Annotated in this window: 26 protein-coding genes and 1 pseudogene; 20 read left to right on the top strand and 7 right to left on the bottom strand. The window is 54.9% G+C overall.

The features are described from left to right. Positions 1-147 precede the first annotated feature (147 nt). From ENI00_RS17710 to brnA, 3 genes are all read left to right on the top strand, one after another. Entirely contained in the window at positions 148-2,136 is a 1,989-nt protein-coding gene (locus tag ENI00_RS17710; protein ID WP_304105375.1) for a hypothetical protein, read from the top strand. Between the two features lie 188 nt (positions 2,137-2,324). Next, positions 2,325-2,741: a hypothetical protein gene (locus ENI00_RS17715; protein WP_304105378.1), complete on the top strand. Its 417-nt coding sequence runs from the start codon at positions 2,325-2,327 to the stop codon at positions 2,739-2,741. 130 nt (positions 2,742-2,871) lie between these two features. Then, a complete protein-coding gene (brnA, locus tag ENI00_RS17720; protein ID WP_304105380.1) occupies positions 2,872-3,141 on the top strand; it encodes a type II toxin-antitoxin system BrnA family antitoxin in 270 nt (89 codons plus the stop codon). Between the two features lie 22 nt (positions 3,142-3,163). Here the strand turns inward: brnA and ENI00_RS17725 are convergent, their stop codons facing one another. Together ENI00_RS17725 and ENI00_RS17730 are read right to left on the bottom strand one after the other, a co-directional pair. After that, the gene (locus ENI00_RS17725; protein WP_304105383.1) at positions 3,164-3,445 is read right to left on the bottom strand and encodes a type II toxin-antitoxin system RelE/ParE family toxin; all 282 of its coding nucleotides are present in this window, start codon (positions 3,443-3,445) and stop codon (positions 3,164-3,166) included. After that, positions 3,438-3,659, bottom strand: coding sequence for a TA system antitoxin ParD family protein (locus tag ENI00_RS17730; RefSeq protein ID WP_304105386.1), 222 nt, complete (start codon positions 3,657-3,659; stop codon positions 3,438-3,440). Before ENI00_RS17730 ends, ENI00_RS17725 begins: the two co-directional genes overlap by 8 nt. 135 nt (positions 3,660-3,794) lie before the next feature. On the opposite strand from ENI00_RS17730, the gene ENI00_RS17735 reads away from it, so the two are divergent. The 7 genes from ENI00_RS17735 (at position 3,795) to ENI00_RS17765 (ending at position 10,072) form a co-directional block, all read left to right on the top strand. Further along, a complete protein-coding gene (locus ENI00_RS17735; RefSeq protein WP_304105387.1) occupies positions 3,795-4,100 on the top strand; it encodes a LysE family transporter in 306 nt (101 codons plus the stop codon). Between the two features lie 85 nt (positions 4,101-4,185). Beyond that, positions 4,186-4,551: a cupin domain-containing protein gene (locus ENI00_RS17740; RefSeq protein ID WP_304105388.1), complete on the top strand. Its 366-nt coding sequence runs from the start codon at positions 4,186-4,188 to the stop codon at positions 4,549-4,551. A gap of 487 nt (positions 4,552-5,038) precedes the next feature. Continuing rightward, entirely contained in the window at positions 5,039-5,431 is a 393-nt protein-coding gene (locus ENI00_RS17745) for an HNH endonuclease (RefSeq protein WP_304105389.1), read from the top strand. 240 nt (positions 5,432-5,671) lie between these two features. Continuing rightward, a complete protein-coding gene (locus ENI00_RS17750) occupies positions 5,672-6,673 on the top strand; it encodes a TerC family protein (RefSeq protein ID WP_304105390.1) in 1,002 nt (333 codons plus the stop codon). A 170-nt stretch (positions 6,674-6,843) separates the two neighbouring features. Beyond that, complete coding sequence (locus ENI00_RS17755; RefSeq protein ID WP_304105391.1) at positions 6,844-7,194, top strand: RidA family protein; 351 nt, start codon at positions 6,844-6,846, stop codon at positions 7,192-7,194. Between the two features lie 348 nt (positions 7,195-7,542). After that, positions 7,543-9,225, top strand: coding sequence for an AMP-binding protein (locus tag ENI00_RS17760; RefSeq protein ID WP_304105392.1), 1,683 nt, complete (start codon positions 7,543-7,545; stop codon positions 9,223-9,225). Positions 9,226-9,310: 85 nt separating this feature from the next. Then, positions 9,311-10,072, top strand: a complete 762-nt coding sequence (locus ENI00_RS17765) for a metallophosphoesterase (RefSeq protein WP_304105393.1) — start codon at positions 9,311-9,313, stop codon at positions 10,070-10,072. A gap of 46 nt (positions 10,073-10,118) precedes the next feature. Here ENI00_RS17765 and ENI00_RS17770 read toward each other — a convergent pair whose 3' ends face one another. Next, positions 10,119-10,535: a hypothetical protein gene (locus ENI00_RS17770; RefSeq protein WP_304105394.1), complete on the bottom strand. Its 417-nt coding sequence runs from the start codon at positions 10,533-10,535 to the stop codon at positions 10,119-10,121. Between the two features lie 97 nt (positions 10,536-10,632). Next, positions 10,633-10,953 (bottom strand): hypothetical protein, encoded by a 321-nt coding sequence (locus ENI00_RS17775; RefSeq protein ID WP_304105395.1) that lies wholly within the window; start codon positions 10,951-10,953, stop codon positions 10,633-10,635. A gap of 260 nt (positions 10,954-11,213) precedes the next feature. On the opposite strand from ENI00_RS17775, the gene ENI00_RS17780 reads away from it, so the two are divergent. The 6 genes from ENI00_RS17780 to ENI00_RS17805 all read left to right on the top strand — a co-directional run bounded on the left by ENI00_RS17780 (position 11,214) and on the right by ENI00_RS17805 (position 17,531). Further along, on the top strand, positions 11,214-11,573 hold the full coding sequence (locus ENI00_RS17780; protein WP_304105396.1) for a DOPA 4,5-dioxygenase family protein: 360 nt from the start codon (positions 11,214-11,216) through the stop codon (positions 11,571-11,573). 75 nt (positions 11,574-11,648) lie between these two features. Continuing rightward, positions 11,649-13,124, top strand: coding sequence for an AMP nucleosidase (amn, locus tag ENI00_RS17785; RefSeq protein ID WP_304105397.1), 1,476 nt, complete (start codon positions 11,649-11,651; stop codon positions 13,122-13,124). A gap of 156 nt (positions 13,125-13,280) precedes the next feature. Continuing rightward, positions 13,281-14,681, top strand: coding sequence for an ABC transporter substrate-binding protein (locus tag ENI00_RS17790; RefSeq protein ID WP_304105399.1), 1,401 nt, complete (start codon positions 13,281-13,283; stop codon positions 14,679-14,681). Between the two features lie 13 nt (positions 14,682-14,694). Beyond that, positions 14,695-15,747 (top strand): ABC transporter ATP-binding protein, encoded by a 1,053-nt coding sequence (locus tag ENI00_RS17795; RefSeq protein WP_304105401.1) that lies wholly within the window; start codon positions 14,695-14,697, stop codon positions 15,745-15,747. Beyond that, positions 15,744-16,709 carry a carbohydrate ABC transporter permease gene (locus tag ENI00_RS17800; protein ID WP_304105403.1) on the top strand — a complete coding sequence of 322 codons (966 nt, stop codon included), beginning with the start codon at positions 15,744-15,746 and terminating at the stop codon, positions 16,707-16,709. Before ENI00_RS17795 ends, ENI00_RS17800 begins: the two co-directional genes overlap by 4 nt. 3 nt (positions 16,710-16,712) lie before the next feature. Then, complete coding sequence (locus ENI00_RS17805; RefSeq protein ID WP_304105405.1) at positions 16,713-17,531, top strand: carbohydrate ABC transporter permease; 819 nt, start codon at positions 16,713-16,715, stop codon at positions 17,529-17,531. A 204-nt stretch (positions 17,532-17,735) separates the two neighbouring features. On the opposite strand, the gene ENI00_RS17810 is transcribed toward ENI00_RS17805, so the two are convergent. After that, the gene (locus tag ENI00_RS17810; protein WP_304105407.1) at positions 17,736-18,431 is read right to left on the bottom strand and encodes a response regulator; all 696 of its coding nucleotides are present in this window, start codon (positions 18,429-18,431) and stop codon (positions 17,736-17,738) included. Then, a complete protein-coding gene (locus tag ENI00_RS17815; protein ID WP_304105408.1) occupies positions 18,428-20,056 on the bottom strand; it encodes an ATP-binding protein in 1,629 nt (542 codons plus the stop codon). The genes ENI00_RS17810 and ENI00_RS17815 overlap by 4 nt, the downstream gene beginning before the upstream one ends. Positions 20,057-20,247: 191 nt before the next feature. Between ENI00_RS17815 and ENI00_RS17820 the strand changes: the two genes are divergently transcribed. The 4 genes from ENI00_RS17820 (at position 20,248) to ENI00_RS17835 (ending at position 24,138) form a co-directional block, all read left to right on the top strand. Then, the gene (locus tag ENI00_RS17820) at positions 20,248-21,225 is read left to right on the top strand and encodes a Bug family tripartite tricarboxylate transporter substrate binding protein (RefSeq protein WP_304105410.1); all 978 of its coding nucleotides are present in this window, start codon (positions 20,248-20,250) and stop codon (positions 21,223-21,225) included. Continuing rightward, a complete protein-coding gene (locus ENI00_RS17825) occupies positions 21,222-21,668 on the top strand; it encodes a tripartite tricarboxylate transporter TctB family protein (RefSeq protein ID WP_304105412.1) in 447 nt (148 codons plus the stop codon). Before ENI00_RS17820 ends, ENI00_RS17825 begins: the two co-directional genes overlap by 4 nt. 2 nt (positions 21,669-21,670) lie before the next feature. Then, the gene (locus tag ENI00_RS17830; RefSeq protein ID WP_304105414.1) at positions 21,671-23,197 is read left to right on the top strand and encodes a tripartite tricarboxylate transporter permease; all 1,527 of its coding nucleotides are present in this window, start codon (positions 21,671-21,673) and stop codon (positions 23,195-23,197) included. 116 nt (positions 23,198-23,313) lie between these two features. After that, entirely contained in the window at positions 23,314-24,138 is an 825-nt protein-coding gene (locus tag ENI00_RS17835; RefSeq protein WP_304105417.1) for a TSUP family transporter, read from the top strand. Positions 24,139-24,586: 448 nt separating this feature from the next. Here ENI00_RS17835 and ENI00_RS17840 read toward each other — a convergent pair. Then, a pseudogene (locus ENI00_RS17840) lies at positions 24,587-24,980 on the bottom strand (nitric oxide dioxygenase); the annotation flags it as partial.

Here is a 24,980-nt window from a genome sequence, read left to right on the forward strand (position 1 = left end):
GGCAATTTTGCCGCTAAAGTATAAATGTTGAGTGCTGAACGAGAAAATAAATTAGCTCTCAGGCCGAACTCCGTTGGCTTGCGATTAGTTGTCGTCTCTCGTTAATTGATCAGCGTTTCCCTAGGGTTAGCTAGAGGGTAAGAACGTATGTCTAAAGCTACACACGAACCCGAAATCCGGAATAACGGCGCGTCAGGTGAGCTTGTGAAGCCACTAGACGCAGCCATTAGCCGCCTTGCTGAACTTAACGCTAATGAAGGCGTCTCGCCAGTATTCGAGGTGATCGAGGCGGCACAGGCCCTGATGTTCAGTCCCGAAGGCCTCGAGGCACTCTACGAGCGCGTGCCGGCCATTGAGGCGGCCGGCTTCTTTCGCGGTAGCGATTGGGACTTTCCCCAAACGCTGGTGCCTTCCCTGGCCGTGCGCACGGTGCGCCACGGCGAGTCGATCGCAACACTGGTCGAAAGCCTGAGCCAGATTCGCCTTCTGGCGGTGGCCAAAGGCGATTACACCCACCCTTCTATCTCAGCAGAACACGCCCAGCACTTTCTCGCGCAGGTGCTGGCGATGAATCTCGATCTGGTGGTCGGTGACCTCCAGGAAAGCGATCGGCTGAGGCCCGATGGGCTCGGTTATGCCGTTCAGAATTTGTATCACTACCTGCTCCGGCACCTGGGCTACGAGAACCTTCTGGAACATCTGGTGGCCGAAGTCTGGCGGATTCTGGCGCAACGCCCGGTTCAGGTAGACGGTGTCAAACAAATGGTGACCCAGATTGCGGTGTGCCTGCAAAAACCGGACGCATTAGGTGGCAACGTTGGCGACGACGCGCTGCAGCTGATCAACGCCGTGTTCAGTCCCACCGAGGGTTGCCGTGAAGATCCCGGTCTGGATGTCTACGCCGAACGGCTGGCGGAAATGGACGACGCCACCCTCCTGCAAGAGGCCATTGCTTTTGCCCAGGCCATGCACAGCACCGGCCTGGTCTCAGCCTATATGCCGGTGTTCATACGCTATTTGCGTGGCCGCTGGAACGCTCTGATTCCCACGGCTTTGGGCCTGAGCCACACGGGTGCCGACGCTTTTCACTGCTACCCCGCGCTGATTCACACCCTGATTGATGAGGCCCTGTTTCCCGAGACCAGCCAGTGTGCCTATGGCCTGGCTATGATGCTCGAGCGGGGTATTCTCTACGCGCCTCCGGTGGCGCCGTCCCTTTGGCGCCAGATACGACTGTCACTCTGCGACGTCGCAACCCGGAAGATTGTGGCCGTCTTTGGGAGCAGCCGCTCTCCGGAATGCTTTTTGCTCGCCGACGTGATCAATGTGCTCGGGCGCCCGTTGGGGATAGGGCAGGGGAACTACCCCACCTGCCAGTCGACGCGGGCCCTGTCCATGTGGGCTTACAATATGCCGGCGGAACTGCTTCGGATCCTCGCGTGGGCGGCGCGCGACGATGAAATCGTGATGCGCTTTGAAGGCAACAGTATTTCCTCGCGGGAACTTGGTACCGGGCTTGCGAACGAGCCTCCGGTGGATGTCGATGCCGTTTCACTGCTGACCGTGCCGCACCTGGATCGCATCTACTTTGAAATGGGTCGGCGCAGCGTCGGGCGCGGAGAAGATCCGCACAAATGGGTCAACGCCGAATTCCACGGCGATCATGTCGGCCACGGGTTTCGCATAGCCGTCGACGTTTTCACCGGTAACCTTAAAGACTTCGAAGGGTTTATTCGCGACTTCTATGCCGCCTATCATCCTTTTTACAATGGCAACATTCCGGTGATCAGCCCACAACCGGCCGGCATTGCGGTAACTGACAGCGCCACGCGGTTTCTGGGCTGGCACGCCATCACCATCCAGCGGCTTGCATTGGATGCAGACGAGAGCATGCGCGTTTACTTTTTTAACCCCAACAACGACAGCGGGCAAAACTGGGGCCAGGGGATTGTCACCTCAACCCAGGGCCACGGCGAACGGTACGGTGAGGCCTCGTTGTCGGTGGCGGAGTTTGCCTCCCGGCTGTATGTATTTCACTATGACCCGCTCGAAAAGGGTGAGCCAGGCGACGTTCCACCAGATGAAGTCGATCGGGCTATGCAATTGGCCCGGGGAAGCTGGGCCTCGGGGCGTTAGTAAGCCCCGCAAATTGCCCACCCGCCCACCGATGGGACCTGCCAGGCACGTTGACGCCATCAGGTAGACTATATAACTTCAAAGCTGAAGTTATATAGTGGGCGTTGTAGACGTTTTGAGCGTCAATGCGCAGGCGTCCGCCGAATACAGCTCAACTTTGCCAATCCCTATAAAAGAAGGAATGCGACATGGTTACACGTCTATCTGCTTTATTCGCCGCAGGGAGCCTCGGTGGTCTCGCCACCGTACTCACACTCTGGCTCTTCGGAGTTTTGGGAATTTCTGGGGCGCTGGGGGTTGGTCTCGCGCCTCCGCTCACGCCGCCGATGATTTATTCATTCATGATATGGGGCGGTATCTGGAGCTTTGCGTTCCTGTTGCCTCTCGGTAGCCTGAACATGTTCGTGCGCGGGCTGCTGCTGAGTGTTGGGCCAACCATCGTGCAGTTGCTCGTGGTGTTTCCGATGAAGATGGGCGTCGGTGTCCTGGGTCTGGATCTGGGCACCCTGACACCCTTACTGGTATTGATCTTCAACGGGGTTTGGGGACTCGTGGCGGCCTGGTGGCTGACACGGCAGGAAGCCGGAGTAATGGTCGCAGCCTGAGGTGTTCCAGGCAGGAGCGTCCCGCGCTCCTGCCTTTTACAACGGTTGCAATTGACAAACCAACACCTGATTCCTCAACGCCCTCGCCTGATCTCAGTCAGGCGTTCCCGTAAGAAAGAGGTAGAGCTTTATGAAAGCTAGGGAATTTGATAAAAAATTTGAGGAAGGTCAGGAAGATATCGTTGGTGATCTTGATCTGTCCACTGCGCGTCGCGTAAACCAAGAAGCAAAGCGGATTAATGTGGATTTCCCTTCTTGGGTTGTCGAGTCGTTAGATCGGGAAGCGGCCCGTATTGGTGTCACTCGACAGTCAATCATCAAGGTCTGGCTAGTTGAGCGCCTTCAGGCCGAAGCTACTAACAAATCGCTCAACCGTGACGCCGTAAACGGCGCACATTAGCTTTGCGTTACAATTATTCGTGTCACTTGATGTCGCGGTAAAAATTTTCGTGTGACCCCAAAGCTATCAGCTCAAGAACCAAGGCACCATGATTAAAGCCGTATCCCAATAAAGTCAGTTGTTTGTTCATTTTGAATTTGTGTACACGTAGGAATGAAAGGTCGCCTTTTTTCTGCTCTCCAAGATCGGGGTCAGCCATCAGCTCCTTGATGGCTGAATCCAGGTCCTTTTTTTGATTGGCTTTAAGTTTTTTAACGGCTTTCTTAAATGTAGGGGTCTGTAAAACACTGGTGGCCTTAACCAAAATCGTAGGCCTCAAGCTTTCCGGCTTCTCGCTCCGCTTTTGCGATGATAGCCTGCTTTACAAATTCGTATGGTAAATCGGGGTTGTCTTCCATCAATTCACCAATTTTTGCCCAATGTTCAATTTGCTTAGGCGTCGTACGGTCAAGTGCTTTGGCCATGATTGTGGCTTTTTCAATAAGATTCTGATCTAAACGTATGCTGTTACTGGCCATTTCTATATCCTCAAAAGGCATTTCTTCATTGTAGCGCCGCGCCACAATTGAGGCAAATTGTAACAAACCACGTAAGGCGAACGTGCCGACGCACGCTGCTTCGTTTGGCGTTGACGGTTGAGTCCAGGAATCGCTATGAATCTCGTCGAAATATTAGCTCTTTTTGCAGCGATGGCAGCGCTTGCAGAAGTTGTGGGCAGCTTTTTCTTGATCCTGAGATATTTGGCAGGCGCGTATTTGATCTGGTTTGGTATAAGCCTCATGAGATCGAAAGCCTCATTGGAATTGGCGGATTCTGGCCGCTCAGCATCGAAATTATCAGCAAGCTTTTTCTCTGGCTTATTTCTCACCCTCGGTGATGTAAAGGCTATATTTTTCTACGCGATTTTCTTCCGCAGCGCAAAGATCGAAGTTTCCGGTGGTCCGCTATACTCTCAGTAGTAGTAGTCGTTTGAGCCGACAATCCAAAGTGGACGTTCTCGACCGGCGGGTGTCGAGTCAGAACATGAAGAGAGGAATGCACATCATGAAGAAAGCAAAGAACGAACTACCGACTCGCCTCGAAGCGGGCGGTGTCTGCTTTCAGGGCCAGGACTGGGGGGATATTAACGTCTCTCGCGTCCGGTTCCCCGCGGGTGCAGACGCGACTCCGCTGCTCGAGGGACTGCCGAACAATCTATGCCAGTGCCCGCACTGGGGAACCGTGGTCAAAGGATCCATTCATGTGACCTATGCAGACGGCACTGAAGAGACGGTAAACGCCGGCGAAGTATATTACTGGCCGCCAGGACACACGGTTAGAGTTGACGAGGATTACGAGGCAATTGAGTTCAGCCCAAGCGACCAAATGGGCGAACTTATGAAGCACCTTGAAGCGAAACTGAAAGGCTGAATGGGCTAAATGTATGAACGCATAGGGCTCCACCTAAGTCGTGGCCCTATGCGCTTTTCAAGGGTGGTCAGCTTCTGGCCGACAGGAGACCCACCGTATGCTGAAAGTTTCGCCATATGAGCGATCGCCTTGCTCTGGCGGTCTGTGTCGGCACTCCGTACATCGATGGCCTGTCCTTGTTTGCCAGAATCAATGGTGAGGAACAGCAGGTAAGGTTCCAGCGGAGCAAGCAACCGTTATTGAGGGGTTAAATGAGCACCTCATTCCTTGTGCATAATTCAGCCAGCCATGTAAGTTTGTTCGGCCTGAAGGCCGCCCACCGGAATGCCCATGTCAGGGTACCGCTTAGTTAAGCGTTGAGGCTGTAGAAAACCCCAAACCAGAGGGTTTTTGGTAGCATCGAACAAACTGGCTGAGAGTTGTGCTCTGAGAAGGGTTTTCTGTAGCCTCGTTATACGTTTAAATCAATCGGACACGGATAAGTCATATGAACCGAGATGAAGCACGAACTGCTTTGAACAAGCTAGGCTGGCCCGATTGGATGTTAGATTTGGGTATCAGAGCAAATTTTCACTGTGAATACTGCGACAAGGATATGCTGGCTGACGTGGATTCATATGACGGATGGCAAAAGGATCACATCGTTCCCGGTGGGAGTGACGATGTATCGAATCTTGCTATCGCCTGTAAGACATGTAATTTCATAAAGCGTGCAAGTGATCCTCGGGCATTGGCAACTGGTGAAGACCGGGATTCGTTAGTCTCGGCGGCACAACAAATCGTGAGTGAGCGCCGTGCCAGGAAGGAAGAAATACTCCAAGAAACTAAGTCCGCTGTTGCAGCACTTCTAGGTCAGAATCATGCCTCGGAAAACGTGTAACCCCATTGAAGACAAAGAGATTGTGGCGGATAAAGCATAAGGGTGGGGCGGTACATTGCTTGATATCGCGATTCATCGCCAACCTGTATATGCAACACACCCCGCCTTGTATCATGCTCGTCACGCTGGCCCTTACAATTGGACCGAAGGCTGAATTGCTAGGTGGCTAGTGTGTTCGTCGATATTACAACCAGCCGCCCGGTTTGGCTGGGTAAACTTCTTTTTCACTGGTAAGGCATTATGGATGTAACCCTGTGGGTCTGGATCGCCACCCTCGCCGGTTTCGCTGCACTGTTCATTTTTGATTTCTTTGCCCATGTGAGAAAACCCCACATCCCGTCGATGAAGGAGGCCGGTTGGTGGACGGTCTTTTACGTAGCACTGGCGATTATTTTCGGCGGCGTGATCTGGGGAGTCTCAGGGAGTCGCTATGGCGTGGAGTATTTTGCTGGTTTCATTACCGAGAAAAGCCTATCTGTCGATAATCTGTTTGTTTTCGTGATTATCATGGCGAAATTCTCGGTGCCGCGCCAATACCAGCAGAAAGCGCTGATGATCGGGATCATCATTGCATTGGTCATGCGTGGCATTTTCATCGCCGTTGGCGCGGCGGCAATCAGTCATTTCAGCTGGGTTTTTTATATCTTTGGGTTGTTTCTGCTCTATACGGCAGGGCATTTGGCGATGGAAAGTTTCACTAAGAAAGAGCCAGAGGGTGCCGAAGATTTCGAACCTAGCTTCCTGGTCAAGTTTGCCCAACGCCACCTGCCGGTCACCGAGGAGTTCCACGGGCAGCACTTTTTTACCCGGAAAAATGGCAAGCGCCTCGTCACACCGCTATTTATTGTGGTTATCGCACTGGGGGTCACCGATCTATTGTTTGCACTCGATTCGATTCCGGCGATCTTTGGTCTGACTCAGGAGCCCTACATCGTTTTCACTGCCAACGCCTTCGCGTTGCTGGGGTTGTTGCAGTTGTACTTTCTGCTTGGTGGTCTGCTGGATCGGCTGGTTTATCTGGGGATCGGGCTTGCGCTGATTCTCGGCTTTATCGGCATCAAGTTGATCCTGCTGGCGCTGGCGGAGAACACCTTGCCGTTCCTGAATGGCGGTGAGCCGATTGCCTGGGCGCCGCACATTCCTACTTCGATCTCACTCACTATCATCGTCGGTATTCTGGTTGTTACTACGGTTGCCAGTCTGATGAAGGAACGTAAAGACACGCAGAATTCATCAAGTTGAGTGTATTGATGTCCCGGGGCAAACTCGAAGGGCGCTCCGGGGCGTTTGGACAAGGGTAGGGGGCAACGGGTTGGGGTAGTGAATTCTCAGGCTCTGGCACCACTACAAGCAATGCACAACCAGCCTACGTTAACTGTACATTCATCACATTTCCCAATTAGGCGACAGCAATGACTATAGAGCGTATTTCCACTAATAATCGCATGAGCAAGATCGTAAAACACAATGGCACGGCTTACCTTTGCGGTCAGGTTGCCAAGGAAAGGAACGGCGACATTCATGCCCAGGTAACCGGGATGCTGGAGAAGGTAGACGAGCTGCTGGAGAGTATCGGTTCGGGCCGCGACAAAATTCTGTCGGCAACGATTTATCTTGCTGATATGGCCGATTTCGAAGCCTTAAACGAGGTGTGGGACAACTGGGTGCCGGCAGGTGAGGCTCCAGCACGGGCCTGCGTGCAGGCTCAAATGGCGTCTCCGGAGCTACTGGTCGAAATTTCGGTCGTTGCTGCGACCGATTGATTGCAGCGTTCGCAGTTTTACTACGCCCCCGTCCACTCGCGAGGTGAGTAAAAAAGGGACAATGTGTGCTCATGGATGAGTGCGGGTGGTCTCCACCTCAGAGATCAAGCAAGTATAGGCGTTCTAACCGAAACAGATCGCGGCTTAGGGCGAGACGCTCCTCAGACGATGTGTCGTTATCGTTGAGCTGTTGCTCCTTGCGTTCGTGGCAGTTGCTCAGATACTCAGCTAAACTTTTGTTTTATGGATTTATAAGCTGGAGCTTTCTGCAAAACTGAGCAGAAATCAACCATACAACAATTATAACGGCCGGTCCCGGACCGTCGACCGTAAAACAAGGAGAAAGCGATGCAATCGGCAGACGCATTCAAGGCGGCTCGTCAGCAACTGCTTGACCTGCGCGAAGACTATGACCGCGCCTATGAAACGTTTAAATGGCCCGAGCTGAAGGAGTTCAATTGGGCTCTCGACTGGTTCGATGATTACGCCAAAGACAACGAGAAGATCGCGCTCTGGCTGGTAGATGCCGACGGCAGTGAGTACCGCTTCAGTTTCGAACAGATGCGACAAAACTCCAATCAGGTCGCGAATTTTCTGCGTAAACAGGGGCTCGGACGGGGCGATACCCTGCTGATCATGCTCGATAATGTGAGCGAACTCTGGGAGACCATGCTGGCCGCGATCAAGCTGGGCGCCCTGGTGATTCCGGCCAGCACGCTGCTATCGAAGAAGGATCTCGGCGACCGGCTTGGGCGGGGTAGTGTCACTCATGTGCTCACCACCAATGAGCATGTTCCCAAATTTGAAGGCGTGGCAGATGGGCTTGTCCGCATCGTCGCAGGCTCGCCTTGTGAGCAGTGGATCAATTACGAAGAGGCCTATGGCCACGAGAAGACGTTCGAGCCTGATGGCGTAACCCTCGCCACCGATCCAATGCTGCTGTATTTCACGTCGGGCACCACCTCCCAGCCGAAGCTTGTACTGCATACGCATCAAAGCTACCCGGTGGGTTCTTTGTCGACCATGTACTGGCTTGGTCTGCAGCCCGATGATATCCATTTCAATATCAGTTCGCCCGGCTGGGCCAAGCATGCCTGGTCTAACCTGTTCGCACCCTGGGATGCCGGCTGCACGGTGTTCATCTACCGCCAGCCGCGCTTCGATGCGCCCGCCACGCTAAAAGTGATCGCCGACAAGGGCGTAACTTCGCTGTGCGCGCCGCCTACCGTCTGGCGCATGCTCATCCAGGAAGACCTGGCGGCTTATGACGTGAAACTCAAGAGCCTGGTTGGCGCGGGCGAACCGCTTAACCCGGAAGTGATTGCACGCGTGGAAAAACTCTGGGGCCTCAGAATCCGCGACGGCTACGGCCAGACTGAAACCACGGCCCAGATCGGCAATCCACCGGCGCAGGAAATGAAGTCCGGCTCGATGGGCCGGCCGTTACCTGGCTACAAGATCACATTGCTCGATCCACTCGATAAGGAAGTCACCGAAGGCGAGATTGCCATCGATGTGCGTAACCAGCGTCCGCTGGGGCTGATGCAGGAATACCGCGACGATCCCGAACGCATGGCCAAGGCGCTGCACGACGGTTTTTATCGCACGGGTGACGTGGCTAGCCGCGACGATGATGGCTATTACTGGTATGTGGGCCGTGCTGACGACGTGTTCAAGAGTTCGGATTATCGAGTCAGCCCGTTTGAGCTGGAATCTATCCTGATTGAGCACGAGTCTGTGGCCGAGGCCGCAGTGGTGCCGGCCCCCGACGATGTGCGGTTGAGCGTGCCCAAGGCCTATATCGTGCTACGCCGCGAATACGAGCCTGGCCCGGAGGCGGCAAAGGCCCTGTTTGCTTTCATTCGCGAGCGCATGGCGCCGTACATGCGGATTCGACAGATAGAATTTGCCGAGTTGCCCAAAACCATCTCCGGCAAGATTCGTCGTGTTGAACTACGCACTCATGCTGCCGGCAGTGAACAGGGCGAGTATGCCTACACAGAAACGGATTTTCCCGAGCTGAAGGACTGACCAAAAAGAACTGATAAAACCGAATAGACTCTTCATGCACTTCTTTCAGGGGTAACCTGGCGCGGGTTTTCAGAGGGATAAAAGTATGCGCTTGCGAATACTGTCAGATTTGCACGTTGAGTGTTTTCGGGAAGGTCGGGAACTGCCTTATGTGGCTTCGGATGTGGTCATTCTCGCCGGAGACATTCACCGTAAAACGGAAGGCCTCGCCTGGGCTGCCGAACGGTTTTCCGGGCAGGAGATTATCTACGTTCCGGGCAATCACGAGTTCTACGGTGCAAGCATGCCCGACACGCGAAAAGCATTGCGTGCTGAAGCTGAGCACCTGGGAATTCACCTGCTGGATAACAACACGGTGACGGTTGGCGGCGTGTGTTTTCATGGCACCACATTGTGGACGGATTTTGGCCTATATGCCGGCCACCCCGACGATGATCCGGTGCAGACCGAACAGCGCGCGCTCGCGTTCATGCCCGATTTCCGCATTATTGAGCAGCCCGCGGGCGAGGTGTTCTCTATTGCCGAGAGTCAGAGTTTGCATACAGAAGCCCTGGCTTGGCTTGAAGCAGCGTTGAGCGAACAGTGCTCGGGGCCGCGAGTGGTGGTTAGCCACCATGCACCCTTACCGGAATGTATTCCGCCAAAATATCAGGGCGATTCGTTGTCGCCGGCCTTTGCTTCAGACTTGCGGGCACTGATGGGGAAAATGGATCTGTGGATTCACGGCCACGTTCACGAACCCGTTGATTTGCAGGTTGCTGGCACCCGAGTATTCGCCAATCCCGGCGCCTATCCGAACGAATATGAACCGCCACTGTTTGTTGCAGATAAGATCATTGAGGTCTGAGCTATCGGGATCTGTTCCGTCCTAACCAGAGTTGGGAGGAGGTCTTTTAATGGGGCTCAACGATACCCAATGCTGCCTGAAAATCCTTTGCATCCAGAAAGTCCGACTCAAGTTTGATCAGACGGCCGTCATTACTGCTGAAAAAGACGAAAGATCTGTCGTCATCGGATAGGAAGTAATAGAAGTCTCGCTCATCGGTGTTCCACACGCCTGAGTCTGAACCGTTCCGAAAAACGTTCTGGAAGGATGTAACGGCGGTTTCATCGCAATGGTTAGCTGGCTCTGTTCCTATGACGGCCATGAAAAAGTCGGCTCGCTCACACCTACCTGTATCTAGGCTGTCCTCAGTGCTGAAGCTGATATAACGCTTTCCGGCCGACTGTGAGTATTTGATCAAGAGCATGTTGTTGCTCTGTCCCAGTGTGCCGACAATCACGGGGGTCTCGGGTACCTGGAATTTCATACCAGAAAAGACGGCCGTTATTGTTTGGTCGGATTGAGCGCATGCAGCAATCGAAGCAAACGCCAGTGTGGTAAGTAATAGCACCCGTTTTTTCATGTCACAGTCCCTGTTTTGCCATTTCCATTTCGGTTCGGTAATTAACCGCTACTCGTTGGCGACAACTCTCGTAAACTTGCGTATCACCGGATGCGATTCGTTTTCCAATCTTTGCCACTTGCTTAACGAGATAGCTCATGCCGGGGCGGCCAGAGGCTGGGCGGGGAACCAAGTCCATTGCAGCGGAGCAGGACTGCGCCTCCTGAAGAGCTTCATAGGCAACGTGTGCCATACCTTGGTTGACGGATTCCGGGGACGTTGTACCTTCGCTCCAGAAGTAGTTTATGACGGTGGAGATGTGTTCGCGTTGCTCAGATTCCATCGTTTAAATCCTTTTACTCGAGGCCCTTCCTGGGCGGTGCGTATAGAAACTACAACGATAACAGGCCGCGAGCAAGGCTGCGTCAGCGGAAGTCAGAGTGGCACCTCCATGTGGCATTGTTTATCGTGAAAGTTAGAGGCGGATCCTTATACTCTATGTTATGAGCGAGGAGCGACAGCTTCGGGCATTTATGCTCGTGAACAGCTAATCAATCGCGTTGCTCGCCCTCTATGGCTGCGTTAAGGCGAATGGAGAACTCAATGAAAGACGTTAAGCGCCCTGTTAATTCTCATAAGGCTTACCACGCCCATATATATTTTGAGAAAGAGACATTGTCCTTTGCGACCTCTTTGTGTGAGCAGGCTGGTCAGACATTCGGCCTGAAAGTCGGTCGCATTCACCAAAAGACGATTGGACCTCACCCAAAGTGGAGTTGCCAAATCACATTTGGTGCCCAGCATTTTAATGAATTTGTAACGTGGCTCGACTTAAATAGAGATGGTCTCACGATCCTAATACACGCGTTGTCCGGCAATGATTTGGAAGACCATACACTTTACGCATACTGGTTAGGGGACAGCGTTGTGCTCGATTTATCGATGTTTGAGCCGAGCGAGTAATTGTATGTGCGGGTGTTTGGCCGCAGCCGCTGCAGCCGGCAACATGAAGGCAGTTAAACAACTCTGAGGCCTGTCATGACACTTTCTCGTGCTGATGATTTTATTGAAGTGACCACCCCTGAAGCGGCGGTTGATCGTCTTGCTACGCTGTATGAGAAAGCAACCAGCGCACTGCGCGCGGCTTTGAAGCAGTATATTAATGATCGCGAGCTGCCGCAGGATGCCCAAAGCGCCTTCCGTTACCCAGAGCTGCGTTTGACGTATCAATCCCAGGGTGAGATGCCCAGCAGCATACGCGCCTACGCGCGGCTGCAGGTGCCCGGTGTTTACAGTATTACGGTAACTCAGCCAGAGGCCTTCAGGCGTTATTTGGAAAGCCAACTGAGGCACATGATGAGGGATTTCGACGTAGTTGTGGAGGTGGGTTTGAGCCAGCTCAACATTCCCTATCCCTATGTTGTTGAGGAAGGCGATGAGCTGGGCGCTTCGGGTGTTACCGCCATCGAGCTGGCGCGGGTATTCCCCAGCACCGATTTGTCTGCCACCAACGATAGCACCGCCGATGGCCTGTACGATTGGCAGGAGCTGGAGCAAATGCCGTTGGCGTTGTTTGATGCGTCGCGCACGGATTTTTCATTGCGCCGGCTGGTGCATTACACCGGCAGCGACTGGCAGCATGTGCAGCCGTGGATACTGCTGACTAACTACCATCGTTATGTTGATCAGTTTATTCGGCACGGGCTGAATATGCTGCAGGGCGAATCACGCTTTCAGAGCATGGTATTGCCCGGTAATGTTGTGGTTGAGCGGGGTATGGCCGAAGATGAAATGCAGGCGATTATAGACTCCGTGGTCTGGCACCGGTTCCAGATGCCAGCCTACCACCTGAAGGCGACCGAGTCCGACCAGGGTATTACTTTGGTGAACATTGGCGTGGGGCCTTCCAACGCCAAAAACATCACCGACCATCTGGCTGTACTGCGCCCGCACTGCTGGCTGATGATTGGTCATTGCGGCGGGCTGCGGCAGTCGCAGGTGATGGGTGATTATGTACTGGCCCATGCTTATATGCGCCGAGACGGCATCCTTGATCGGGTACTGCCGCCGTACATTCCACTGCCTGCGTTAGCCGAAGTACAGCAGGTACTGCAGCAGGCTGCTGCGGAGATCACCGGCGAGGAGGGGGATACGCTCCGGCGCCGGCTGCGCACCGGCACGGTATTAACCTACGATGATCGTAACTGGGAGCTGCGCTGGGCGCAGGAGCGCCCGCAAATTAACCTCGCCCGCGCCATCGCGGTTGATATGGAGAGCGGCACGGTCGCCGCCCAGGGTTATCGGTTGCGTGTACCTTACGGCACCCTACTGTGTGTGTCCGACAAGCCACTGCACAGTGAAATCAAGCTGCCCGGGGCCGCAGGGGCGTTCTACGAGAGAGCGGTTGCCCAGCATTTGCATATCGGCATCCGCGCGCTGGAACTGATGCGCAGCGAGCGTTACACCCTGCATTCGCGCAAGCTGCGTAGCTTTGATGAGCCGCCGTTTCGGTGAATACGGGCCTATGCGGGGGCTGCTGCAATTGGCGAAGCTCAAAATTTGACAATATTCCACAAAGGCCTAAATTTAAAGAGCGTATCAATCGTTAAGCGGGGGTAATTCGCCATGTCATACGTTGAGTCGTTACGCTGTAAAAGCGTAACAAAATTCATGACTGGCGCTTTCGCTGCCTTGGCCATCGGTATTGCCGGGACTGCTAGCGCCCAGGATGAATTCAAGCCTTCACCACAGAAGTTTCCTACCGATTACGGAGACATCACGTTTCCTGCGCAATACCCCGATGGCACAGCCATCAGCATTACCCAATGGAGCCACTTTGTTCCGAGTTACGATGAGTGGTTTGGTCAGTACGCCCAGAAATGGGGAGATGAACATAACGTCAAGGTGACGATCAATCACATCAGCCTCGGTGATATACCCGCCACCCTGTCAGCCTCGATTGCTGCGGGGCAGGGGCCAACACTGGTGGAAATGAACGCCGCACCTTCTTCGTTCATTGAAGGTCTGCAGTCGTTGGATGATCTCAATGCCGCAGCGGAGACAGAGTTTGGTGATCAAGCCGACACCTGTCGCTACACCAGCTATCTGCCCGCAAAAGATCAATGGTATGGGTTCTGCCACGGCTGGGTTGTCGATCCCGGCGTTTATCGTTCGGATCTCTGGTCGGATGCCGGTTACCCTGATGGCCCCCAGACCTATGATGACCTGCTGAAGGGCGGGGCCAAAATCCTTCAGGATACAGGCACGCCAGTCGCTGTTGGCCTGTCACCGGAGTTGGACTCGGAGTTCTTTGCCCGCGCGCTGATCTGGTCGTTCGGCGGCGCTCTGCAGGATAAAAACGGCAATGTCACAATTGACTCGCCGGAAACCCTCGCGGCCGTCAAATACATCAAGGAGCTGTTCGAGAATGCGCTGACGCCAGAGGTATTTGCCTGGAACCCGGCATCGAATAACCAGGCTTACATTGCTGGCACGGCGTCGTATATCCAGAACTCCATCTCGTTCTTCCGCAGCGCCCAGGATATTGGCAAGCCAGTCACTCAAAACACCAGCTTCCGGCCCGGCCTTAAAGGCCCAGGTGGTGAAGTCCATATGCCGGCGCACATCTGGTTTACTTACGTAATGCCCAAATACGTGACGGATCCAGACGAGATCCAGTCTGCCAAGAACTTCATGTTGGATCTGGAAAATAACTACAGCCATGCGACCTATAACTCCAAGCTGTACAATTTTCCGGCATTTGCCAAACAGGTACCGCAACTCTATGCCGATGGCGGGTGGCTGGATAATGACCCATGGGGTTCGGAGCCAGCCGACAAGATGGCGTTTATGAAAACAGCCGAAGACTGGACTGTATGGCCGGGCTATCCAGGCTATGCCAACCCGGCCGTCGGTGAGGTGTACCAGACTCACGTTATCTCAACCATGATGGCCAACGCCGCCAATGGGACAAAATCGCCGGAGCAAGCGCTTAAGGATGCTACGGATCAGATCAATAAGATTTTCAAGAAGTGGCGAGACCGTGGGTTTGTTGGCAGTGGTGATAACTAACTGAGGAAAACACATGACGGTGTTAACTCTGCGCGCGCTGGAAAAGCATTATGGTTCGATCAAGGCCGTTGACCATGTCGACTTGCAGCTCGAAAGCGGAGAGTTTATGGCAATACTGGGCCCGTCCGGATCAGGCAAGAGTACGCTCATGCGCATGGTGGCGGGCCTGGAATCGCCTACTGCAGGCGACATTCTCGTTGATGGCCAGTCTGTGGTAAACGTGCCGCCTCAGCACCGTAATGTGGCTATGGTGTTCCAGTCGTTTGCGCTGTATCCCCATATGACTGTGCGCGACAACATTCTGTTTCCCTTGGTTTCACGGAAGGTGCCCAAGCACGAACACGAAGCACGCTTGAACAAGGCGACAAGCATGTTGGGTGTCGAAGATCTGCTTGATCGCAGGCCCAACCGCTTGTCTGGCGGGCAGCAGCAACGGGTAGCGCTGGCGCGGGCATTGGTCCGCGATCCGGATCTGTTCGTTTTTGATGAACCCTTGTCGGCACTGGACGCGCAAATTCGTAGCCGGGCGCGGGCGGAATTACGCGAACTGCACGATCAAACCCGCATAACCACGCTTTATGTTACTCATGATCAGGTGGAAGCCATGGGGCTGGCCGATCGTGTTGCTGTTATCAATGAGGGGCGTCTGCACCAGGTTGGTACGCCTCAGGAGTTATATAACGACCCGGCCGATTTGTTCGTTGCAGGGTTCATCGGCAACCCGCCCATGAACCTTATACCTATCAACGAGACGACCGTGGCGGGCATACGCCCTGAAGACATGCTGGTGGATCCGGAGGGTGACGTGTCGAACGTATTTATTGATCTGGCCGTCACCATCGAACACATCGAGTACCTGGGGTCCGAATGGTTGGCGCATGGTCAGGCCCAATCTGATGCAGATACTCATGGCCAGGAGTTGCATGTAATAGCCCGCCTGCCTGCCAGCTCTCACCCTGATTTTGTCTCGGGTCAGAAGTGTCGCATGGTGGGTCAACGCAAGGATGTTTGTCTGTTTGACCGTGCCAGTGGCAAGCGCCAGGCGCGGGCTGAGGTGCCAGCATGAGCACGCAACAGCATTCCGGTGTGCCACAACCGCGTGGCCGCATGGGGCGCTTGAGCGCCTGGCTGGATCAGCCAAAAGTGCTGGCTTGGCTGATGCTTGGCCCAGCGGTGCTTTACGTGATCGCGTTTGTGGGCTTTCCGTTTCTGCTGGCGATTGCGCTAAGCATGAGTGACGCTACCATTGGCGACCCTTCACTGGACAAGTTTGTCGGCCTCGCCAATTTCAGCGCTGTTATGCAGACCGATGCCTTTCAGCTGGCGCTGCGCAATAGCCTGATCGTAACCGCGGGGACGCTCGCGTTAGTGTTGGTGTTGGCTACTCTGGCCAGCGAGCTGTTAGTGCATTCCTTTCGGGGCAAACGCCTGTTCCAAATGATCTTCATTCTGCCTTGGGCGCTGCCCGTATCGCTGACAGCGATCGTTTGGATGTGGTTTCTGGATTCTACCTTCAGCCCTGTTGACTGGGTTCTTGTTCAACTGAACCTGCTTGGCCCGGGTAGTGTCTGGGGCCCGTTCAATCATTTGTATTTTCTGGGCCGTGAATGGCTTGGGCTGGCGTCGGTCATTGTGACGGATACCTGGCGCATGTTGCCGTTGGCCACGATTATCGTGCTGGCGGGGCGTATGTCGATTCCCGAGGAGCGCTTTGAGCAGGCGCGAATTGACGGTGCTGGCGTTTTCCGGATCCTTTTCCGAATTACGCTGCCGGCGCTCAAGCCGATGCTGATTGTTGCCATTCTGTTTACCGGGCTGCTGGTGATCGGCGAAATGTCGCTGGTCCAGTTGTTGACCCGAGGTGGTCCCGGCCACTCCACGCAAGTGTTGCCTTATTGGGCTTACCTGAAGGGGATCCAGGGCGGTAGCCTGGCGCAGGGGGCGGCGATTACGCTGTTCCTGTTTCCTTTTTTGCTGGTGGCGTCGGTTCTCGCGTTGCGTGCGGCTTACCGCTCGCAGGAGGCATAAGGCGTGTTGCGCAAAATCGGATTTTATTGCGGCATCGGTTTTTTAACGCTGTTCTCCATAGTGCCTCTACTCTGGGCGCTGGTAACCGTGTTCAAGCGCGACAGCGATATGTACTCGGTGGGTACGGTACCGTTTTTCTACAATGAACCGCCGACCCTGGATCACCTGATTTTCCTGTTTACAGAGTCAAACTTTGGCCTTTTTGTGCAGAATTCGGCCATTGTCGGCATTTTCGTTGTGCTTATTACAATGGTTTTGTCTATCCCAGCTGCTTTTTCGTTAGCACGGCTGACAGGCAGTTGGGGTGAGCGTTCGGGAATGGCTATTTTCCTGGTCTATCTGATTCCTCCAAGCCTGTTGTTTATCCCCATGTATCAAATAGTGGTATGGCTGGGTGTCGCCAATACCATCTGGTCGCTGGTGATAGTGCTGCCCACCATTACCGTGCCTTTTTGTACCTGGTTGTTGCTGGGATTTTTCCGCTCTGTGCCCCGAAGCCTTGATGAGGCTGCCATGCTTGACGGCTGTGGTCAGTTCACAACCTTTTATCGCGTGCTCTTGCCACAAGTTTGGCCGGGTATTGGTGCTTGCGCCGTTTTTGCTTTTTCGCTGTCACTGGGAAATTACATTTATGCAGCAACGTTCATCACTCGGTCTGCCGCTCGCACCATCAGTGCCGGTGTGCCAACCGAGCTGATTCGTGGTGATGTGTTCTTTTGGCCGGAACTGATGGCCGCTACGTTGGTGGTGGCAATCCCGCTAGCGGTCGTTTACGGCTTGTTTTTCAATTACCTTGTCGGCGGTTTCAGGAACGCGACCTGACCATCTTCAGCAACAAAGGACAGATATAAACTCTGTCCTTTGTTCTTTATTTGGCTAAACGATCGCCAAGCAGGGCTGGCTCAACGAACATTCTCTCAATGGTGCCGTTTTTGACGAGCACCGAATACCGCCAGTTCGTTGTATCCCGGCAACTCGGTTTAGCTGGGAGTCCACGGATTTCACGTTGAAATATTAAGTTAACACTCAGGTCGGCAGGCGCTGCATCCGGTAGCGCCGCTCTGGCCGGCCAATGCTGCCATAGCTTACCTCGGCTGCCAGAGTGCCGGTGCCGGTCATGTATTCCAGATAGCGCCTGGCCGTGGTGCGCGATGCCCCCATGGCGCTGCCCACTTCCTCCGCACTCCAGGGTTTGCCGTCGGCAATCACCTCGCGAATCTTGTCCAGCGTGATGACGTCTATGCCCTTTGGTAGCCGGTGAGCGTTATCGTTACCTGCGTCGCCGGCGTTGCGCGGGAGTAGGGCGTCTACTTCGTCCTGGCCCAGGTGGTTTAGGGCTGCCAAGCGCGCAAGGTGATCGCAGTAGCGGTTGATGGCTTCTTCCAGGCGTTCGAATACCAGGGGTTTCAGAATGTAATCAAACACCCCGCCGCGCAGGGCGATACGCAGCGTTTCCACTTCTTTTGCGGCGGTAATCAGAATCACGTCGCTGCTGTTGTTGCTGGCACGCAGTTCCCGCAATAAATCCAGGCCGTTGCCGTCGGGAAAATACACATCCAGCAGTATCAGATCAGGCTGCAGCACCTCGGCCTGTTCCCGGGCGTCGGCCAGGGTGTGGGCGATGCCGCACAGTTCCACCTGGCTCAGACGCTGAATAAAGCGGCGCTGGATTTCGGCAATCTGGCGATCGTCTTCGGCGATCAGCAGTCGGATGGGGGTCACGGTTGGCTCCTGCCGGTGGGATTTTTGGGTAAATATAAGGTAAAGCGACTGCCGCCAGCGTCGCTCAGGCTTTCTACCGTTACCGAGCCGCCCCAGCTGTCCAGAAACTGGCGCACCAGATGCAGCCCAAAACCGTGCTCGCCGCTGGCTTTGCTGGTCACGCCTTTTTCAAAGATTCGATTTTGCACCTCCGGTGCCACACCCGGGCCCTGATCTTCCACTTCAAAAATCAGCTCCTGGCCCAGGTCGGTCATCGACAGCTGCACCCGGCCGTTGGCGCCCGTGTGGCGGAGTGTGGCTTCCAGGGCGTTATCGATCAGATTGCCCAGCACGCTCACCAGCTGTTCACGGGGCAGGTTGTCTGGAAGGTTCGCCATCTGGCTTTGTGGGTCTATATCTAGATGCAGGCCCATCTCACGGGCGCGGTTGTGTTTGCCCAGCAGGCAGCCCGCAATAATGGGGTCGGGTACGGCTTCCAGCACCAGGTGAATCAGCGCCTGATGGCTGCTGACTTCGCTGCCGATCAGGCCCAGTGCGTCGTTATAGGCGCCCAGTTGGATCAGCCCGGCAATGGTGTGCAGTTTGTTGGAGTATTCGTGGGTCTGGCTGCGCAGGGTGTCTGCGTATTGCTGGATGCGGGTGAGCTGCTGGCTTACCTGGTCCAGTTCGTTGCGCAGGCGGAAGCTGGCCACCACGCCGATAATCTGATCGCCCTGGCGCATGGGCAAACGGTTGACCACCATCTGGCGGTTGCGCATCCACACCTCGCGGTCGAAATCCGGCGTGCCGGTAGCCAGAACAGACAGCAGATCACTTTCTGGCAACACGTCCAGAATGGGGCGGCCCGCCACGGCGGCATCGGTATCCAGCCCAAGCGTGGTTAAAGCCGCGCGGTTCACCGTGGTAATAATGCCGTCGCGGTTGATGGCAATAATGCCTTCGCGCACTGACTGCAGCGTGGCGTTGCGCTCCTGGAACAGGCCGGCGATTTCTTCCGGCTCCAGGCCAAAAATTGCGCGCTTGAAACGGCTGGCAATAACCACCGCCGCCAGAATACTAACCAGCAACACCACGCCCAGAACGCCGTACAGCACAAAGTTATAGCGCTGCACCGTGGCCTCCACCTGGCGCACGCTGTAGCCCACCGACACGATGCCAATGATATCGCCGCTGGCCGGTTCAAACACCGGCGCTTTGCCGCGCATGGATTCGCCGAGGTTGCCTTGGGCGCGGGAGATGTAGCCCTCGCCATCCACCAGCGCGCGGCGGCCGAAATCGCCGTCGTCGTCGGCCATGGAGTGGCCGATGCGTTCGGGTGACGGGTGCGCCAGACGAATGGATTTGTGGTCGCCAATCACAATAAACAGCGCTTCGTTGGTGGTGGCCAGGGTGCGTGCGAGGGTGTTGAGCTCCTCAATATCCCGTTGTTGTATGCCACGGATAATCGCCGGGCTGGCGGCAATGGTTTTGGCAACCATCAGGGCGCGCTGGCCAATCTCGTTGTACAGGGATTGGCTGAGGTAATAACCGGCAAACACGCCAATAAACAGCGTTTGCAGAGCGCTCACCAGACCAAGGGTGAGAATCATACGGGTTTTGAGTTTTGTTCGTCGCTTTGCAGGCATAGGCTTCAGTCAAATTGGTCCATCGGCGCTGTGTTCCGTGTTGCTCAGGGTAAAACACCGCCACTGTGTTTGTCCGTGAACTTTATGAACACAATGCACAGTAGTTTTTTTAAATGCGTTACGCCCGCAAACTTCTGTAATTACGCATTGCCTTCTACTGTGTTAGCTGAAACAACCAAGAGGCAATGTGTATGTTTATCAAAACAACAATAGCATTTGTGGCTGCGGCTACCTTCAGTATGTCTGCCATGGCGTGGCAGCCCAGCGGCAAAGTAGAGTGCCTGGCACCGGCTGATCCGGGCGGCGGTTGGGATTTCACCTGCCGCAGTGTGGGTAACGTCATGCAACAACTTGACCTGGTAGACGGGTCGGTACAAACCGTGAACATGGCTGGCGCAGGCGGCGGCGTAGCTTACGCCCACACTGTCAGCAAGCGTAAAAACGACGATCAGCTGATTGTCGCAGCATCGACTGCAACCACGACTCGATTGGCGCAAAAGCAATTTCCCGGTATGGATGCGTCCATGGTGAAGTGGATCGGCGCGCTGGGCGCAGACTACGGCATCATCGCGGTCAGTAAAGATTCCAAATATGAAAACCTGAACCAATTGATGGACGCGTTGAAAGAGAACCCGCGCGCGGTCAAATTCGCCGGCGGCAGCGCTCGTGGCGGCTGGGATCACTTGAAGGTGCTTATTGCGGCAAAGGCCGCAGGCGCTGACAAACTGCCATCCATTCCTTACCTGTCGTACAACAACGGCGGCGAAGCCATGACCCAGGTTGTCGGCGGCCAGGTTGATGCCTTTACCGGTGACGTTTCAGAAGCCACCGGTTTTATGGAATCCGGTGATTTGCGCGTACTGGCGGTGCTGTCAGAGGAGCGTCTGCCGGGTAAGTTCAGCAACATTCCGACGGCCCGCGAGCAGGGAATTGATGCGCTTGGCCCGAACTGGCGCGGATTTTACATGCCCAAAGACACCCCACAAGAAGCTCAGCAGTATTGGGTAGACGCGATCGACACCGTTTACGCCAGCAAAGAGTGGAAAGCCGTGATGAAAAGCAACGGCCTGATTCCGTTCCATCCCAAAGCCGGTGAGTTTGAAAACTTTGTGACCAATCAAGTGAAAGACATTGAAAACCTGTCTCGGGAAATTGGTCTTCTAAAATGACCGCCATGGGTGACCGTATTCTGGGATTGTGCCTGCTGGTGCTGGCGTTTGCCTATGGCTGGGTGGCGCAACAATGGCCTGAACCCTTCGGCGGTTCCGAGGGATTAGGGCCGGAAACCTTCCCCACCATACTGGCGACTGTGCTGGTGGTGGGCAGCCTGTACCTGATGATCAAGCCAGATACTGACGCCCAATGGCCCGTAGGGAAATCGGCCCTGGAGCTGGTGATTTCGATCATTGTGCTGGTGATTTACGCGCTGCTGATGGAGCCATTGGGCTTTATCATTGCCACCACCCTGGCCGTGGGTACCCTGAGTTGGCGCATGGGCGCACCGCCCAAAGGGGCGTTTGTGACCGGTCTGGTAAGCGCTGTTGTGGTGTTCGGGCTGTTCAACTATGGCTTGTCGTTGAGCCTGCCCAATGGCTTGCTGGGAGGCTTTTGATTATGGAAACCATTGGCTTTCTGATGGACGGGTTTGCGGTGGCGTTAACGCCGTATAACCTGATGTTCGCTCTGTTTGGTGCTTTTGTGGGCACCTTGATTGGCTGCCTGCCAGGCTTGGGCCCGGCGAACGGTGTGGCCATTCTGATTCCGCTGGCCTTCACCCTGGGGCTGCCGCCTGAAACCGCCATGATTCTGCTTACCTCGGTTTACGCTGGCGCCATGTACGGCGGGCGAATTTCGTCGATTTTGCTGAACATTCCGGGCGACGAACCGGCCATGATGACGTGCCTCGACGGCTATCCCATGGCGCAAAACGGCCGTGCGGCGGATGCCTTGGCCATCTCGGCGATTGCATCTTTCGCGGGCAGCCTGATTGGCACCGTAGGGTTGATCATGCTGGCACCGGTGCTGGCGCGATTTGCACTAACCTTTGGGCCGGCGGAATACTTCGCGCTGTTTTTGCTGGCGTTCGCCACGTTGGGCGGTATAACCGGCAAAAATCCGATGAAGACGGTCATTGCCGCCGTGCTGGGCATTATGATCTCTACCGTGGGCATCGACATATCCACCGGCACCCAGCGTTACACCGGCGGTGTGCTGGAGCTGTATGAGGGCATTGACTTCATTCTGGCGATTGTGGGTCTGTTTGCCATCTCCGAGCTGCTGTTTTTTGTCGAAGCACGAATGGGTAAAGGCCGCAGCAAAGTGAAAGTGGGCAAGCTCACACTGACCTTTAAAGAGATTGTGTCGACCATTCCCACCCAACTGCGCGGCGGTGTGCTGGGCTTCATTGCCGGTGTGCTGCCGGGTGCCGGTGCGTCTTTGGGCAGCTTTATAAGCTACACCCTGGAAAAAACGGTGTTGGGCAAAAAAGGCCGCTTTGGCGAAGGCGACATTCGGGGCGTAGTGGCACCAGAAGCGGGCAATAACGGTGCGGCGTCTGGCGCCCTGGTACCTATGTTGACTCTGGGTGTGCCGGGCAGTGGCACCACGGCGGTGTTGCTGGCCATGCTGATTTCCCTGAACATCACGCCTGGGCCGCTGATGTTCACCCAGCATGCCGACATTGTGTGGGGCGTGATTGCTGCGCTGTTGATCGGCAACGTACTGCTGCTGGTGCTGAACATTCCGATGATCGGGGTGTTCGTGAGGCTGTTATCCGTGCCGCCTATGTACCTGCTACCGATTGTAACCATGGTGGCGTTTGTGGGTATTTACTCTATCAGCCACAGCACGTTTGATCTGTACTTCATGATCGTGTTCGGGGTTGGCGGGTACATTCTGCGCAAGCTGGAGATTCCCATGGTGCCCATTATTCTGGGCCTGCTGTTGGGGCCGGAAATGGAAAAAAATCTGGGCCATGCGCTGATCTTGTCTGACGGCGACTGGACAACACTCTGGTCAAGCCCCCTGGCCATCGGTTTGTGGCTGGTTGCCGGCCTGGGCCTGGTGTTGCCAACACTGGTCGGGCCTATACTACGCCGGCGCATGCACTCTGCCATGAAAGAGGGGCCAGTGAGCGATTAAACGCTTTGGTACGCCGCCTTGGCGGATAAATAAAGAATGTTGCACCGGGCTTTGCCCGGTGTTTTTTATGGAAAACCGTTACACTTTCATGAACGTTTGCTACCGCTTAGGATGTTATGTCAGATCTTTCCTTAATTCAGTATGGCCTGATCGCGCTGATTTTTATCTGGAGCGGCTTTGTGCGTTCCGGGCTGGGCTTTGGCGGGGCCGTGCTGTCGCTGCCATTCCTGCTGCTGGTGAAAGACGATCCGCTGGTATTTCTGCCCATCATCGCGGTGCACCTGCTGGTGTTTTCATCTCTGACCATCTGGATGAACAATCGCGGCAATCGCGAAGGCAAAGGCGATAAGGGCCGCCAAACATTAACCGGATTTGGGCCGGATGCCGCCACAAACGCGCGAGAAAGCACCGTTGACTGGCCCTACCTGTGGCGAATGCTGCGCATTATGCTGGTGCCCAAGCTGATTGGCGTGTTGGGCTTGTTTACGCTGCCGGCCAATGTGTTGAGTGCGATTATTTTTGTGATTGTCGGAATTTACTCGGTGTCGTACATCGCGAACCGGCCGTTTCGCAGCAACAGTAAATCCGTGGATGTGGCCCTGTTGATGGCCGGTGGTTACATTAGCGGCACCTCGCTGATCGGCGCGCCGCTGATTATTGCGGTGGCGGCGCAGCACGTGGCGCGGGAGAAACTGCGCGATACGCTGTTCGGTCTTTGGTTCATTCTGGTACTGATCAAGCTGGCGGCGTTCATCTGGGTAGGGCTTGATCTGCAGTTGATTCATCACCTGTGGTTGCTGCCCTGTGCCGCATTAGGGCACGTGATCGGGCTGCGTTTTCACGAGCGTATTCTGCAGGCGGAAACACCGGTGTTTTTCCGCCTGCTGGGCGTGGTGCTGCTCGTGGTCAGCACCGTCGGTATCGTCAGTGTGTTGTTTTAGCAGAACATTTTTTGGCAGGGAGCGCGATTGTCCAGTCCGACCCATTTGAACAGGTCTTCTCGGATTTCGGATCGGTTGGTTTCAAATAGCGCTATGTTCGGCTTGTGCATGGCCATTCTTTAGCCCCGCGCATAAGCCGCTTCAGAGCGCTAAAAAGGATTGAATACCGGCCCCGAACTATTAAGGCCTACCGCAAACCAACAAAGGAGAGAATCGCCAAAACGATAACGACGGCGCCAACGATGTAGATAATCCTGTTCATAAGTCGCTCCTTGATATTTTCCAGTCGGTTTTGAAACTCGTAGTTCGGGTGCGCACTCGTCCTTAAGGCGCATGATGCAACGTCCTATTTGGGCTGTTCCATCGCCCCATCTGCCCATAGGTTGGTATATCGGTATTATCGAGTTTGTTCGCTATTGCACACAGCGATAGCAATGGCGATAAGCCATTAGTGGGTTGCAGGCAGTGCGGTTGTTGGTCCGAACACTTCGTAGTGCAACTGATCATCAGGGAAGCCGATGCTGTTCAGTATGCTCTTGAGGGCTGCCATAAACGGCATAGGTCCACAGAAGTAGATGTGGGCGGATTTGTCGGTCAGCCATTGGTCGAGAATGTCAGCGGACAAGTACCCAACCCAGTCCGCACCTTCACCAAACTCAAACGCGAGCCGCAGGTTCAGCCCGGTTGATGCTTTTAGCTCTGCCAGCTCTGTGCGAAAGATCTGATGCTCGGCGCTGCGGCTGCATTCAACAAATTGTATGTTGTCGGCTGCGATGCCTGATGCCAACGCTTCTTTTAGCATGCTGTAGAGGGGTGTGATGCCAACGCCACCGGAAATAAAC

The sequence above is a fragment of the Marinobacter antarcticus genome (assembly GCF_011049865.1).
In the GTDB taxonomy this organism is placed as follows: domain Bacteria; phylum Pseudomonadota; class Gammaproteobacteria; order Pseudomonadales; family Oleiphilaceae; genus Marinobacter; species Marinobacter antarcticus_A.

Coding starts and splice junctions, on each gene's coding strand:
- ENI00_RS17730 (WP_304105386.1), bottom strand. CDS start 3,659: ATGGCCAGTAACAGCATACGTTTAGATCAGAATCTTATTGAAAAAGCC.
- ENI00_RS17775 (WP_304105395.1), bottom strand. CDS start 10,953: ATGGAATCTGAGCAACGCGAACACATCTCCACCGTCATAAACTACTTC.
- brnA (WP_304105380.1), top strand. CDS start 2,872: ATGAAAGCTAGGGAATTTGATAAAAAATTTGAGGAAGGTCAGGAAGAT.
- ENI00_RS17835 (WP_304105417.1), top strand. CDS start 23,314: ATGTCAGATCTTTCCTTAATTCAGTATGGCCTGATCGCGCTGATTTTT.
- ENI00_RS17765 (WP_304105393.1), top strand. CDS start 9,311: ATGCGCTTGCGAATACTGTCAGATTTGCACGTTGAGTGTTTTCGGGAA.
- ENI00_RS17755 (WP_304105391.1), top strand. CDS start 6,844: ATGACTATAGAGCGTATTTCCACTAATAATCGCATGAGCAAGATCGTA.
- ENI00_RS17780 (WP_304105396.1), top strand. CDS start 11,214: ATGAAAGACGTTAAGCGCCCTGTTAATTCTCATAAGGCTTACCACGCC.
- ENI00_RS17790 (WP_304105399.1), top strand. CDS start 13,281: ATGACTGGCGCTTTCGCTGCCTTGGCCATCGGTATTGCCGGGACTGCT.
- ENI00_RS17815 (WP_304105408.1), bottom strand. CDS start 20,056: ATGCCTGCAAAGCGACGAACAAAACTCAAAACCCGTATGATTCTCACC.
- ENI00_RS17710 (WP_304105375.1), top strand. CDS start 148: ATGTCTAAAGCTACACACGAACCCGAAATCCGGAATAACGGCGCGTCA.
- ENI00_RS17715 (WP_304105378.1), top strand. CDS start 2,325: ATGGTTACACGTCTATCTGCTTTATTCGCCGCAGGGAGCCTCGGTGGT.
- ENI00_RS17745 (WP_304105389.1), top strand. CDS start 5,039: ATGAACCGAGATGAAGCACGAACTGCTTTGAACAAGCTAGGCTGGCCC.
- ENI00_RS17740 (WP_304105388.1), top strand. CDS start 4,186: ATGAAGAAAGCAAAGAACGAACTACCGACTCGCCTCGAAGCGGGCGGT.
- ENI00_RS17820 (WP_304105410.1), top strand. CDS start 20,248: ATGTTTATCAAAACAACAATAGCATTTGTGGCTGCGGCTACCTTCAGT.
- ENI00_RS17770 (WP_304105394.1), bottom strand. CDS start 10,535: ATGAAATTCCAGGTACCCGAGACCCCCGTGATTGTCGGCACACTGGGA.
- ENI00_RS17760 (WP_304105392.1), top strand. CDS start 7,543: ATGCAATCGGCAGACGCATTCAAGGCGGCTCGTCAGCAACTGCTTGAC.
- ENI00_RS17830 (WP_304105414.1), top strand. CDS start 21,671: ATGGAAACCATTGGCTTTCTGATGGACGGGTTTGCGGTGGCGTTAACG.
- amn (WP_304105397.1), top strand. CDS start 11,649: ATGACACTTTCTCGTGCTGATGATTTTATTGAAGTGACCACCCCTGAA.
- ENI00_RS17800 (WP_304105403.1), top strand. CDS start 15,744: ATGAGCACGCAACAGCATTCCGGTGTGCCACAACCGCGTGGCCGCATG.
- ENI00_RS17735 (WP_304105387.1), top strand. CDS start 3,795: ATGAATCTCGTCGAAATATTAGCTCTTTTTGCAGCGATGGCAGCGCTT.
- ENI00_RS17795 (WP_304105401.1), top strand. CDS start 14,695: ATGACGGTGTTAACTCTGCGCGCGCTGGAAAAGCATTATGGTTCGATC.
- ENI00_RS17750 (WP_304105390.1), top strand. CDS start 5,672: ATGGATGTAACCCTGTGGGTCTGGATCGCCACCCTCGCCGGTTTCGCT.
- ENI00_RS17825 (WP_304105412.1), top strand. CDS start 21,222: ATGACCGCCATGGGTGACCGTATTCTGGGATTGTGCCTGCTGGTGCTG.